12 protein-coding genes are annotated in these 13129 nt (G+C 71.1%); 7 read left to right on the forward strand and 5 right to left on the reverse strand.

Features of this window, described 5'->3' with window-relative positions:
* Positions 1–39 precede the first annotated feature (39 nt).
* The gene (locus tag ACTJI8_RS08840; RefSeq protein ID WP_440733050.1) at positions 40–696 is read right to left on the reverse strand and encodes a GntR family transcriptional regulator; all 657 of its coding nucleotides are present in this window, start codon (positions 694–696) and stop codon (positions 40–42) included.
* A gap of 123 nt (positions 697–819) precedes the next feature.
* Here ACTJI8_RS08840 and ACTJI8_RS08845 point away from each other — a divergent pair, with 123 nt between their 5' ends.
* The 7 genes from ACTJI8_RS08845 to ACTJI8_RS08875 all read left to right on the forward strand — a co-directional run bounded on the left by ACTJI8_RS08845 (position 820) and on the right by ACTJI8_RS08875 (position 10363).
* Positions 820–2943, forward strand: coding sequence for a beta-galactosidase (locus tag ACTJI8_RS08845; RefSeq protein WP_440733051.1), 2124 nt, complete (start codon positions 820–822; stop codon positions 2941–2943).
* A complete protein-coding gene (gene gcvPA / locus ACTJI8_RS08850) occupies positions 2940–4316 on the forward strand; it encodes an aminomethyl-transferring glycine dehydrogenase subunit GcvPA (RefSeq protein WP_440733052.1) in 1377 nt (458 codons plus the stop codon). The genes ACTJI8_RS08845 and gcvPA overlap by 4 nt, the downstream gene beginning before the upstream one ends.
* Positions 4313–5944, forward strand: coding sequence for an aminomethyl-transferring glycine dehydrogenase subunit GcvPB (gene gcvPB / locus ACTJI8_RS08855; protein ID WP_440733053.1), 1632 nt, complete (start codon positions 4313–4315; stop codon positions 5942–5944). The genes gcvPA and gcvPB overlap by 4 nt, the downstream gene beginning before the upstream one ends.
* Positions 5945–5948: 4 nt before the next feature.
* Complete coding sequence (locus ACTJI8_RS08860; RefSeq protein WP_440733054.1) at positions 5949–7097, forward strand: ATP-NAD kinase family protein; 1149 nt, start codon at positions 5949–5951, stop codon at positions 7095–7097.
* A gap of 127 nt (positions 7098–7224) precedes the next feature.
* Entirely contained in the window at positions 7225–7983 is a 759-nt protein-coding gene (locus ACTJI8_RS08865) for an SDR family NAD(P)-dependent oxidoreductase (protein ID WP_440733055.1), read from the forward strand.
* 248 nt (positions 7984–8231) lie between these two features.
* Positions 8232–9788, forward strand: coding sequence for an SDR family NAD(P)-dependent oxidoreductase (locus ACTJI8_RS08870; protein WP_440733056.1), 1557 nt, complete (start codon positions 8232–8234; stop codon positions 9786–9788).
* 146 nt (positions 9789–9934) lie between these two features.
* On the forward strand, positions 9935–10363 hold the full coding sequence (locus ACTJI8_RS08875) for a DUF1761 domain-containing protein (RefSeq protein ID WP_440733057.1): 429 nt from the start codon (positions 9935–9937) through the stop codon (positions 10361–10363).
* 90 nt (positions 10364–10453) lie between these two features.
* Here ACTJI8_RS08875 and ACTJI8_RS08880 read toward each other — a convergent pair whose 3' ends face one another.
* The 4 genes from ACTJI8_RS08880 to ACTJI8_RS08895 all read right to left on the reverse strand — a co-directional run bounded on the left by ACTJI8_RS08880 (position 10454) and on the right by ACTJI8_RS08895 (position 13017).
* Complete coding sequence (locus ACTJI8_RS08880) at positions 10454–11044, reverse strand: dihydrofolate reductase family protein (protein ID WP_440733058.1); 591 nt, start codon at positions 11042–11044, stop codon at positions 10454–10456.
* A 334-nt stretch (positions 11045–11378) separates the two neighbouring features.
* Positions 11379–12086, reverse strand: coding sequence for a phosphoribosylformylglycinamidine synthase subunit PurQ (gene purQ / locus ACTJI8_RS08885; RefSeq protein ID WP_440733059.1), 708 nt, complete (start codon positions 12084–12086; stop codon positions 11379–11381).
* Positions 12083–12331, reverse strand: a complete 249-nt coding sequence (gene purS / locus ACTJI8_RS08890) for a phosphoribosylformylglycinamidine synthase subunit PurS (protein WP_440733060.1) — start codon at positions 12329–12331, stop codon at positions 12083–12085. Before purS ends, purQ begins: the two co-directional genes overlap by 4 nt.
* 164 nt (positions 12332–12495) lie before the next feature.
* Complete coding sequence (locus ACTJI8_RS08895) at positions 12496–13017, reverse strand: adenine phosphoribosyltransferase (RefSeq protein ID WP_440733061.1); 522 nt, start codon at positions 13015–13017, stop codon at positions 12496–12498.
* Between the last annotated feature and the right edge of the window lie 112 nt (positions 13018–13129).

Genomic DNA, 13129 nt, shown 5'->3' on the forward strand with positions numbered 1-13129 from the left:
CGGATGCGCGTATCGCCGGCGGGGCAGTTCGGGCCCGCGTCAGGCGCTGAAGTACGCGCTCGAGGAGTTGTCCAGGATCCGCTGCATGCCATGCATCCAGTTGATCTTGAGGGCGTCGATCGCGGCCGGCACGTCGCCGTCGGCCAGGGCGTGCGCGATCGCGGCGTGCTCGGCGGCGACCCGGTCGATCTTCACGTCGTCCGCGACGAGAAGGGCCTCGTAGCGGTGGAAGGATCCCCGCACGCTCTCGATCACGTCGAGCAGCCGCCGATTCGGGCAGACCGAGAGCATGACGGCGTGCCACTCGTCGTCCTTGGTCATCACGAGGGCGTGCTCGACATGCTCGTCGGTGAAGGCCTCCGCGAGCTCGACGAGCCGCGCGCCGACGCGCCGCAGCTCGTCGACGGGGCTCAGCTCGAGGGCGAGGCTCTCCAGGGTCGCCATCACGGGGGCGAGGTCCTCGAACTCGCCGGCGCTGAGGGGCACGAAGCGGAAGCCCTTGCCGTTCTCGCTCGTGATCTGCCCCTCGGACTCCAGGGCGATCAGGGCCTCCCGCAGGGGGGTGCGGCTGACGCCGAGCTCGGCGGCGAGCTGCACCTCGTTGATGCCCTCGCCGGGCTTGACCTGTCCGGCGCGCATGCGGGTGAGCAGCTCCTCGCGCACCTGGGAACGCAGGTTCTTGCGTTCGATAGCCATTCGTTCTCCCCTTCGGCCGGTGCGGTCAGCCTACGGCTTGACCGGATCCAGCATTCGCCATACGCTTGCTGTATACAGAATACATTGAACAGCGTTTCTGTACAGACTCAGGGAGGAGCCGTAGTGGCCCAGCATCTCGACGACGAGCGGATCCGGGAGGTCCGCATCGACGCCCTGGCGTTCGGCGGCGACTACAACCCCGACCAGTGGTCCGAGGACGTCTGGCGCGAGGACATCCGTCTCATGCTCGACGCGGGCGTGAACATGGTGAGCCTGCCGATCTTCAGCTGGCCGCAGCTCGAGCCCCAGCCGGGCGTCTACGACTGGAGCTGGCTGGACCGGATCCTGGATCTGCTGCACGAGGCGGGGATCCGCATCGACCTCGCGACCGCGACCGCGACGCCGCCGTCCTGGCTGCTGCGGGCGCACCCCGAGATGGCGCCGTGGGACTCCGACGGGCACCGCCTGGAGTTCGGATCCCGGCAGACCTACTGTCCGTCCTCACCGATCTGGCGCGAGAACGTCGCCAGGATGACGCGTGCGATCGCGGAGCGCTACGGCGAGCATCCGGGCCTGGCGATGTGGCACATCTCGAACGAGTACGGCGACCACGTGTCGCGCTGCTGGTGCCCCGAATCCGCTCGGCACTTCCGTCGCTGGCTGCAGGACCGCTACGGCGACCTGGACGGGCTGAACGAGGCCTGGGGCGTGAACGTGTGGGGCCAGCGCTACACCTCCTGGGAGCACATCGAGACGCCGAAGAAGGCGCCGGGACCGATCAACCCCACCAAGCTGCTGGACTTCGAGCGGTTCTCCTCCGACGCGATGCTCGAGCTGTTCCAGATCGAGATCGATGTGCTGCGCGAGGTCACCCCCGACATCGCCGTGACCACGAACTTCATGAGCATGTTCCGCGATCTCGACTACTGGCGCTTCGCCGAGCGCGAGGACGTGGTCACCGATGACGCATACCCGGATCCGATGGATCCGACCTCGCACGTCGGTGCCGCCCTCAACTACGGGCTCATGCGCGCGCTCAAGGGCGGGCGGCCGTGGCTGCTGCTGGAGTCGTCGGCGAGCGCGACCAGCTGGCGCGACGTGAACGTGCCGAAGGCGCCCGGCAAGATCCGGGTGGAGAGCCTGCAGGCCGTGGCGCACGGATCCGACGCCGTCATGTTCTTCCAGTGGCGCCAGGCGAAGTACGGCCAGGAGAAGTTCCACTCGTCGATGCTGGGTCACCGCGGCGAGAAGTCGCGCAGCTTCCAGGAGACGAGGGCGCTCGGACACGAGCTGCGCCGGCTCGAGCCCGTGCGCGGCAGCCGGGTGCGCTCGCGCGTGGGCCTCGTCGTGGACTGGGATTCCTGGTGGGGCTCCAGTGCGCTCGAATCTCTGCCCTCGCAGCGGCTGCAGTGGGCGCAGCAGGCCCGTGCCTGGCACCGCGCGCTCTACACGCTCGGCCACCCCGTCGACGCCGTGCGCGTGGGCGGGGAGGCGAGCGGCACCCCGTTCGACCGCTACGACGTGATCGTGGCGCCGAACCTGTACATCCTCGAGGAGTCGCAGACGGCCGCGCTGCGTGCCTTCGTCGCCCGCGGCGGAACGCTCGTCGTCGGCCCGTTCTCCGGCGTCGTCGACAGCACCGAGAAGGTGCACGACGGCGGTGCCCCGGGTCCGCTGCGCGACCTGCTCGGCATCGAGGTCGACGAGCAGTGGCCGATCGCGGACGGGCTCGTCGAGCATCTGGCCTACGCGGGTGCCGAGCTCGCCGTGCCGCACTGGGGCGAGTGGATCGAAGCGGGCGACGACGTCGAGATCCGCGGGGCGTACACCACCGGCGAGCTCGCGGGACGGCCCGCCGTCACCCGGCGTCCGCACGCCGCGGGATCCGCCTGGTACGTCAGTGCGATGCTGCAGCCCGAGGGTCTGGTCGCCGTGTTCCGCGACATCATCCGCGCGGCGGGCCTGCCCGCCCGCGACGAGGTGTCCGTGCAGGCCGAGGCCGTCACGCGCTCGGACGACACGACCGACTACACCTTCCTGCTGAACCACGCGGCCGACCCCGTGACCTTCCACCTGCCGGTCGCCGGCCTCGATCTGATCACCGGATCCGAGACCGCGGACACCGTGACGCTCGATGCCTACGGCGTCGCCGTCGTGGCCACGCCGCGCGCCGCGCAGATCCCTTTCCTCACCCTGACCCATACCCCGCGGCCCACCCCGGCCACCCCGTCGAAGGAGCTGGCATGACGCAGACGTTCGTGCACCCCTACATCCCGAACTCGGCGCCCGAGATCCGCGCCGAGATGCTCGCCGCCGTCGGCGCCGCCTCCGTCGAGGATTTCTACGCCGACGTGCCGGAGGACCTGCGCCTGCGCCGTCCGCTGGACGTTCCGGCCCCGCTGCCGGCCGAGCAGGACCTCGCCCGGCACGTGCGGGGGATCCTGGCGCAGAACCGCACCACCGAGGAGCGTCTGAGCTTCCTCGGCGCTGGCACGTACAACCACTACGTGCCGGCGGTCGTGGACGAGGTCATCCGCCGCAGCGAGTTCCTCACCGCCTACGCGGGGGAGCCCTACGAGGATCACGGCCGGTTCCAGGCGCTGTTCGAGTACCAGTCGCTCATGGCCGAACTGCTCGCGATGGACGTCGTGAACGTGCCCACCTATGACGGCTACCAGGCCACGGCCACGGGCCTCGCGATGGCCGGCCGGCTCACCGGCCGCGGCCGTGTGCTCGCCGTGAGCGACGTGCTGCCGGAGAAGGACTCGAAGGTGCGCGACTACACGCGCGCCGGCCTCGAGATCGAGCGGATCCCCGTCGTGGGCGGCATCGCGGACGTCGCGACCCTGCGCGCCCGGCTCGGTGACGACGTCGCGGCGGTGTGGATCGAGACGCCGAGCTTCACCGGTGCGGTCGAGACCCGGTTGCGCGAGATCGCCGGGGCGGCGCACGCGGCCGGGGCGGTCGTCGTGGTCGGCACCGACCCGATCGGCTACGGCGTGCTCACCCCGCCCGCGCTGCAGGGCGCCGACATCGTCACGGGCGACATCCAGTCGCTCGGCCTGCACCAGTGGTTCGGCGGCGCGCACGCCGGGTTCATCGCGGTGCACGACGAGCCCCGGTTCGTGATGGAGATGCCCTCGCGCCTGTTCGGCCTGGAGTCCACCGACGTGCCCGGCGAGTACGGCTTCGGCGACGTCGCCTACGACCGCACCTCCTTCGCGCATCGCGAAGAGGGCAAGGAATGGGTCGGCACCGCCGCCGCGCTGTGGGGCATCGCCGCCGGCGTGCACCTCGCGCTCATGGGGCCGCAGGGCATGGCCGACCTGGGCGAACTGCTGCTCGCCCGCACCGCGTACGCCCAGCAGAAGCTCGCCGCGCTCGACGGCGTCGCCCTGGGTGACGACGCGCTGCACTTGCGCGAGTTCACGATCCGCTTCGACACCGCTCGCGCCGCCGACGTCGTCACCGCGCTGCGCGCCGAAGGAATCGAGCCCGGCGTCGTCGTGGACGAGCACACCCTGCTCGTCTGCGTGACCGAGGCCACCTCCGCATCCGACATCGACCGCCTCGCCGCCGCGCTCGCGACGGCCATCGACACCGAGGAGCAGGCCGCGTGACCCTTCCCGTCGCCCCCAAGCAGAGCCCCCGCCGGTTCCAGCAGGCCAGCTGGGACGAGCCGATCGTCTTCGAGCTGTCCACGCCGGGCGAGCGCGGCGTGCTCGTGACGCCCGTCGAGCCCGCCGTGCGCGAGGCGGTCGGCGATGTCGTCGCCGCCCTCCCCGAGGGGATGCGCCGTCCCACGCCGCCGGCGCTGCCCGAGATCGCGCAGATGCGCGTGCTCAAGCACTACCTGCGGCTGTCGCAGGAGAACCTCGGATCCGACCTCAACGTCGACATCGGTCAGGGCACCTGCACGATCAAGTACTCGCCCAAGATCAACGACCAGCTCATCGAAGTGCCGCAGCTGCGCGCACTGCACCCCGCGCAGGATCCCGCCGACACGCAGGGCGCACTCGAGACGATCTGGCGCCTCGAGCGGCTCATGGCCGAGATCTCCGGCATGGACGCCGTCTCGCTCGCCTCCCCGGGCGGATCCGCGGGAATCTGGACGAACATCGCGATGATCCGCGCCTACCACGCGTCGCACGGCGAGGCCGAGCAGCGCGACGAGGTCATCACGACGATCTTCAGCCACCCGTCGAACGCGGCCGCGGCCAAGGTCGCGGGGTACAAGGTCATCACGATCTACCCGGACGCCGACGGCTACCCCGACCTGGCCGCGCTCAAGGCCGCGCTCTCGGAGCGCACCGCGGCGATCATGGTGACCAACCCCGAGGACACCGGCATCTACAACCCCGCGATCAAGGAGTGGGTCGACGCCGCGCACCAGATCGGCGCCCTCGCGTCCTACGATCAGGCCAATGCGGCCGGCATCCTCGGCATCACCCGTGCCCGCGACGCCGGATTCGACGTGTGCCAGTTCAACCTGCACAAGACGTTCTCAGCGCCGCACGGCAGCGGTGGTCCGGGAGCGGCGGCCAATGCGGTCAGCGCCGCCCTGGCACCGTTTCTGCCCGGCCCGCGCGTGGAGCGGGTAGACGGACGCTTCGTGGTGCGCGAGCCCGGCGAGCTGTCGATCGGGCACGTCGCCCCGGCGCACGGGGTCATCCTGCACGTCGTGCGGGCGTATGCGTGGATCATGGCGCTCGGTGCCGAGGGCATGCTCGAGGCCTCGCAGATCGCGGTGCTGAACAACAACTACCTCCTTAAGAAGGTGCTCGAGATCCCCGGGGCGTCCGCACCCTACGCGACCGGTCGCCGCCGTATCGAGCAGGTGCGGTACTCGTGGCAGGAGCTGTTCGAGGAGACCGGAATCTCCTCGGAGGAGATCGGCATCCGGATGGCCGACTACGGCTTCCACTACTGGACGAGCCACCACCCCTACGTCGTGCCGCAGCCGTTCACGCTCGAGCCCACCGAGTGCTACTCGAAGGCCGAGATCGACGAGTACGTCGCGGCGCTGGCGCAGGTCGCGCAGGAGGCGCGGGAGAACCCCGAGCTCGTGCGCACAGCGCCGCACAACCAGACCGTGCACCACACGCACCACGACGACCTGGACGACCCCGAGCGCTGGGCGATCACCTGGCGCGCGTACCGCCGGAAGTACTTCGGCGAGGTGCCGGCCGGTCCCGCGGAGAGCGCTCTGCCGGACGGCGAGCTCGCCGTCGCCACGGTGGGAGCCTGATCGCGTGATCGGACTGGTCGTCAACCCTGTCGCCGGAGTCGGCGGGCCTGCGGGTCTCGCCGGCTCCGACGGTGCGGTCGTGCAGGCGCGGGCGGCGGAGCACGGTTCCCTCCCGCGGGCGCACGAGCGTGCCGTGCAGGCGCTGACGATCATCGCCCGCTCGCACCCCGCGGAGTGGATCCTCACCGCCGCCGGGGCCATGGGTGGCACCGCCGTGGCGGAGGCGGGGCTCGAGCCGGTCGTGGTCTTCACGCCGTCCTCGGCCACGACCACGCCTGACGACACCGCCGCCGCGGTCGCCGCCGTGGCCGCGGCCGGCGCATCGCTCGTGCTGGTGGCAGGAGGCGACGGCACTCTGCGCGATGCCGTGCGGGGGCTGGGCCCGTCGTCGGGGAGCCCGGGTGCGCCGGCCGTCCTGGGCATCCCCGCTGGCGTCAAGATGTACTCGCCGGTGTTCGCGGTCACGCCGGTGGCGGCCGGATCCCTCGCCGCCGACTGGCTCGGGCCGGATCCGGTCGCCACTGCCGAGCGCGAGGTGCTCGACGTCGACGAGGCGGCACTGCGCCGCGCCCGCGTCGAACCCGCGCTGTACGGCACGCTGCGCGTGCCGCAGCGCCTCGGGCGAACCCAGGCGCGCAAGGCGCCGACCCCGGTGAGCGAGGAGGCGGCCGTTGCCTCGGCCGCACACGCGGCGGTGGCTGCGATGCGGCCGGGCATCCGCTACCTGCTCGGCCCCGGTGGCACCACGGCGCGGATCGCCGCCGTGCTCGGCATCGCGAAGACCCCGCTCGGCGTGGATGTCGTGCTCGACGGGCGCCTCGTCGCTGCGGGCGCCGACGAGCACCGGCTGCTCGAGGAGGTCGCCGCCGGTCCCGCGCAGGCCGTGGTCACCGTGATCGGCGGCCAGGGCTTCCTGCTCGGCCGGGGCAACCAGCAGCTCTCCGCGCGCGTGATCCGCGCGCTCGGGCCGGATCCGCTCCTCGTCGTCGCCCCCGAGCAGAAGCTCGTCGACCTCGGCGGGCGCCCGCTCCTCGTCGACACCGGCGATCCCCACGTCGACGCCTCCCTCGCCGGACACATCCGCGTCATCACCGGCGCCGCAGCCGCCGCGTTCTACGCTGTCGCCGCGCCCGAAGCCTCCGTCCCCGTCTGACCCGATCCCGCCCCCTCTCGGTCTCCGAGCACCGCACGAAACCCCGGTCCCTGAGCACCACACGAACCCCGGTCCCTGAGCCTGTCGAAGGGGCCGCACCGAACCACCGACCCGCAAGGAGCATCCCATGCGTCTGCAGAACAAGAACGCCATCGTCACCGGAGGCGCCGGCGGCATCGGCCGCGCCACGTCCCTCGCCTTCGCGGCCGAGGGTGCCAACGTCGCCGTCGTCGACCTGAACGCCGAGGCCGCCGAAGCCGTCGCGGAGGAGATCCGCGCGGCCGGCGGCACCGCTGTCGCGATCGGCGCCGACGTCTCCAGTGAGGCCGACATCGAGCGCGTCGTGGCCTCGGTCGTCGACGGATTCGGCGGCGTCGACGTCGTCTTCAACAACGCGGGCATCATCCGGCGCACCACGGCGGTCGAGACCACGGTCGAGGAGTGGGACCGCGTGTTCGGCGTGAACGTGCGGGCGATCTTCCTGATGTGCAAGCACGTCGTGCCGGTTATGGCCGCGAACGGCGGCGGATCGATCGTGAACACGGGATCGGGCTGGGGCCTCAAGGGCGGCGGTCAGGCGATCTCCTACTGTGCCTCGAAGGGCGCGGTCGTGAACATGACCCGGGCGCTCGCGATCGACCACGGCCCGCAGGGCATCCGCGTCAACTCGGTCAATCCGGGCGACGTCGACACTGGCATGCTGCGCGACGAGGCGCGCCAGCTCGGTCAGGACCAGGCCGGCTTCCTCGCCGAGGCTGCGGAGCGCCCGCTGAACCGGATGGGCCAGCCCTCAGAGATCGCCGCGGCGGTCGTCTGGCTCGCGAGCGACGAGTCGTCGTACGTGACCGGATCCGCCCTCGTCGTCGACGGCGGCGGCATCGCCTGAGCCCCGGCGGGCGCCTGGGTGCACCGGGCACCCCGGGGCCCTGGGTACCCGGTGCCTCAGTGCGCCCGGGTGCGCCCGTGCGCCCAGGTGCGCGTTTCCCTCCCCGTGTCGTCTTTCCCTCCCCGTGCAGACGCCACTGCGGGGAGGGAAAGACGGCCAGGGGAGGGAAACAGGACGGGATCGGGGTCTCGTCGCGAGTGGGATCCGGGTCGGGCTCCCATCCAGCCTGGTCGCGTAAAATCGTGACAATGACCGACGCCCCCTCCGACGCTCCGTCGACGCAGAGCGACCGCAGCGCCACGACAGGCGGCGACGCCGGCGGATCCGGCATCGACCCGGCCGACCTCGCGACCACCCTTCGAGTGCTCGCCGAGCTGCACGGGCTCGAGCAGGATCACCCCGACTTCATCACCGTGCGCCGTGCGACCGCGGCCATGTTCAAGGCCGCCAAGCGGGTGCGCCGCCGGGAGATCCGCGATGCCATCGCCGAGGCGGACAAGGCCGTGATCGCGGCGACCGCGACCGGCGCCCCCGACCGCATCGACGACGAGACCCGCGGCCTGGATCTGGCGTCCAGCGTGGTCGACGCTCCGATCGCGGGGGAGCTGCTGAAGCCCCGCAACTGCTACATCTGCAAGCAGTCGTACACGACGGTCGACGCGTTCTACCACCAGCTCTGCCCCGACTGCGCGCGGTTCAGTCACGGCAAGCGCAACGCCCGCACCGACCTCACCGGCAAGCGCGCGCTGCTCACCGGCGGTCGCGCGAAGATCGGCATGCACATCGCGCTGCGCCTGCTGCGCGACGGCGCGCACACCACGATCACCACCCGCTTCCCGCGCGACGCGGTGCGCCGGTTCGCGGCTCTCGAGGACTCGGCCGACTGGCTGCACCGGCTGCGCGTAGTCGGCATCGACCTGCGCGACCCGGCCCAGGTGATCGCGCTCGCCGACTCCGTCGCGGCCCAGGGCCCGCTCGACATCCTCATCAACAACGCCGCGCAGACCGTGCGCCGCTCGCCCGGCGCGTACTCGCTGCTGGCCGACGCCGAGCTGCAGCCGCTCCCGAACGGGCCGCTGCCCGAGATGGAGACCTTCGGGCACACCGCGGATCCGCACCCCGAGGCGCTGCAGGCCTCGGTCGACGCGCACCCGCTGCTGTCGATCGCCTCCCTCGGTGGCACGATCGCCGAACAGGGTGGGCAGGCGCTCACGGCCGAAGAACTCGCCCGGCTCGCGATGGCCCCCGGATCCTCCTCGCTCGCGAAGCACGCGGACGGCACCGCCATCGACGCGGGCGGCCTCGTGCCCGACGTGAACCGCGTGAACAGCTGGGTGCAGAGCGTGGACCAGGTGGATCCGCTCGAGATGCTCGAGGTGCAGTTGTGCAACACGACCGCGCCGTTCCTTCTGATCAGCCGGCTGCGTCCGTCGATGGCCGCGTCTGCCGCGCGGCGCAAGCACATCGTGAACGTCTCGGCGATGGAGGGTCAGTTCTCCCGCCGGTACAAGGGACCGGGGCACCCGCACACGAACATGGCGAAGGCGGCGCTGAACATGCTGACCCGCACCAGCGCCGGCGAGATGCTGGAGACCGACGGGATCCTGATGACGGCGGTCGACACCGGATGGATCACCGACGAGCGCCCGCACTACACGAAGGTGCGTCTCGCCGAGGAGGGCTTCCACGCCCCGCTCGACCTCGTCGACGGCGCCGCCCGCGTCTACGACCCGATCGTGCGCGGCGAAGCAGGCGAGGACATCCACGGCGTGTTCCTGAAGGACTACGAGCCCAGCCCCTGGTGATCGCTCGCGTCCGGTGATGCGTCGCTGAGCCGGCCATTCTGCAACGGTCGAGCCGCGGTGCTCCACCGGTGACGGGATCCGCCGCGGTACTCTGAGCGCACCGGATCGCGGGTGCGGACCCGCCCGATCGAGCGAGGAGCACGACGATGGTTCCTGAGATCAACTACTGGGCGGTACTGCTGGCGACTGCGTCGAGCATGGTCGTCGGATCCATCTGGTACGCCCGCGGTGTGCTCGGCACCCGCTGGGCGCGGTTGGCCGGCGTGGACCTCGACAACCCCAAGGGCAACCCTGTGCTGGCCATCATCGCGACGGTGATCGTGAGCTTCGTCACGGCGTGGGTGCTCGCGGGGGCCACGGCGATCGCCTGGCACTTCTACGGCGGATCGTTCTTCGTCTCGGCGCTGGTCACCGCAATCACGCTGTGGATGGGCTTCACGGCGGCGCGGTTCATCACGCACGACGCCTTCGAGGGGCGCCCCAGCTCGCTGACGGTGATGAACATCGCGCACGAACTCGTGACGGTCGTCGTGATGGCCGTGCTCATCGGAGTCTGGCCGCCGGCACTCGGCTGACCTCGGCGCGCTGTCGGCTGTGCCCGCGCGCCTGCCTCCCGGGGCTCCCGAGGGCCCGAGCGACCCCGCGCGCCCCGGCTGAGCCGCGCCTCAGTGCCGGATGGCGTAGCGGTGCAGCGTGACGCCCTGGTCATAGGCGGCCTGCTCGAGCAGGTCGAGGATCACCGGATCCCGGGTCTCGCCGGGGCGGGGCTCGTCGAACAGCGGGCGACCGGATCCGAGGATCGCCGGGTGCGTGAACAGCAGCAGCTCGTCGAGCAGGCCGGCATCGAGCAGCGCCGTGGCGAGCGTCGCTCCGCCGACGCCGATGGCGCCATCGGTCTCGGCGCGGACCTCGGCGAGCCGGTGGACCGCATCCTCGCCGATGACACGCGTGTGGAATGGCGCCTCGGTGCGCGTGCGCGAGACGAGGATCTTCGGCTTGTCGGTCCAGATCGCCCCGTACTCCTGCATGAACTCGGGCAGCGACCGGTTGTCACGCGCCGCGGGCCAGTACGACTCCATGATCTCGAACACGCGGCGGCCCTGCACCATGAGCGCGAGGTCTGCCGCACGCCGGTTGAACTCGCGGTGCAGCGGTTCATCGATCCGCATCCAGTCACCGCCGCCGTCCTCGCCGGGAGCGGCCTCGATCTGCAGGTCGAGGGACACGTTCATCCAGTACACGAACCGGCCGGCCATGCGCTTCTCCCATCCTCGGGGACGGGTTCGACGCTAGCCCCGGGGATCCGCGGACGCAATGGATACGGATCCGTCTCGGGGCCGGCAGGCGCCATGGATCCGGATCCGCCCGGGGGTTCAGCGTCCTCCGCAGCGTTCACCCCCTCCCGCGTCGACACCTCCCCGTATGGACGTCGCTCAGCGGGGGTAATGACGCGGCGAGGGGGTGAGGGCGAGGTGCCTGGAGGGGCGCCGCGATCGCGGGCTCGTACGAAGAATGAGTCGTCCCCCTCAGCACGACCTATGGACCGTGCTGAGGGGGACGACTCGGAAGTAGAAAGAGAAAGGGGGCGGATTACGCCGCGATGCGGGCGACCGCGGCGATCGCGCTCGTGAAGAACGGCAGGCCGTCGACGCCGCTGCGCATGGCGGCGGATGTATCCGGGCCGAAGCCGGGCTCGGTGGCGTGCTCGGGGTGCGGCATGAGGCCCACGACGTTGCCGGCGGGGTTCGTGAGGCCGGCGATGTCGCGGAGGGATCCGTTCGGGTTCACTCCGGCGTAGCGGAAGGCGACCAGGCCCTCGCCCTCGATGCGGTCAAGGGTCTCGTCGGAGGCGATGTAGCCGCCCTCGGCGTTCTTCAGCGGGATGATGATCTCCTGGCCGCGCGTGAACTCGTTCGTCCAGGCGGTGTCGGCGTTGGTGACCGTGAGCTTCTGGTCGCGGCGAACGAAGTGCTGGTGGTCGTTGCGGATCAGGCCGCCGGGCAGCAGGTGCGCCTCGACGAGCATCTGGAAGCCGTTGCAGATCCCGAGGATCGGCATGCCCTTGGCAGCGGCGTCCTTGATCTCGGTCATGATCGGCGAGAGCGCGGCGATGGCGCCCGAGCGCAGGTAGTCGCCGTAGCTGAAGCCGCCGGGCAGGATCACGGCGTCCACGCCGTCGAGGTCGTGCGAGCCGTGCCAGAGGGCGACGGGCTCGGCCCCGGCGATGCGGACGGCGCGCTGCGCGTCGCGGTCGTCGAGGGATCCGGGGAAGGTGACGACCCCGATCCGAACGGTCACTCCGAGACCTCGATGCCCACGACGTCCTCGATCACGGAGTTGGAGAGCACCTCTTCGGCGATCCGCCGGGCCTCGGCGAGCACGTCGTCGGTGACCTCACCGTCGACGGTGAGCTCGAAGCGCTTGCCGATGCGGACGTCGCTGAACGCGGTCACGCCGGTGCGGGCGAATGCTCCGGAGACGGCCTTCCCCTGCGGGTCGAGCAGTTCGGACTTGGGCATGACGTCGACGACGATGGTGGGCATTCGAGGCTCCGAAATGTCGCGGGCGGGGGCAGAGGCCAGTCTATCGCGCGGAAACAGGGCCTCCGGTCGGGGTTCGCGGAGCCGGGCCGGCGGGCAGGCTCGAAGGAGTCGGGCCGGGCAGCGGGCTCGCGGCGTTGCCCGTCGACCGAGCGGGTCGGCCCGGGTCAGCTGCGGAACACGGTGTGCACGTCGCCGACGACGTCGCGGCCGCCCAGCCCGTCGATCTCGAAGAGCACCGAGATCCCGGCGACCGTGTAGCCGAGCTGCTCGACGATCTTCCGGCCGGCGGCCAGCGTGCCGCCGGTGGCGAGCACGTCGTCGATGAGTAGGATCCGGGATCCGGCGGGCAGGTCCTCGTGCATTTCGATGGTGGCGGTGCCGTACTCCAGCGCGTAGTCGACCGACGCTGCCGGCAGCGGCAGTTTGCCGGCCTTGCGGATCGGCACGAAGCCGGTCCCCGCCTCGATCGCCGCGGCCCCGGCAAGGATGAAGCCGCGCGCCTCGATCCCCGCAACGACGTCGAAGGCGCCGCGGAACGGCGCGACGAGAGCCTCGGTCGTGGCCTGCAGCGCCTCGCGGTCGGCCAGCAGCGGAGTGATGTCGCGGAACAGGATGCCCGGCTCCGGGTGGTCCGGGATCGAGCGGATGAGCGATTCGGCACGGACGAGCGCGGGCGATGAGGTCACCGCACCAGGCTACGCGGTGCAGTGCCTCGTGCGGGGGCGTCTGAAACTCAGTCGAAACCGGAACTTGCGGCGGCGAACGGCGCCAAGCGGCACGGATCGACTGAGTTTGGCG

Origin of the sequence: Microbacterium sp. 22303, from assembly GCF_052045265.1 — a bacterium.
Lineage (GTDB): Bacteria > Actinomycetota > Actinomycetes > Actinomycetales > Microbacteriaceae > Microbacterium.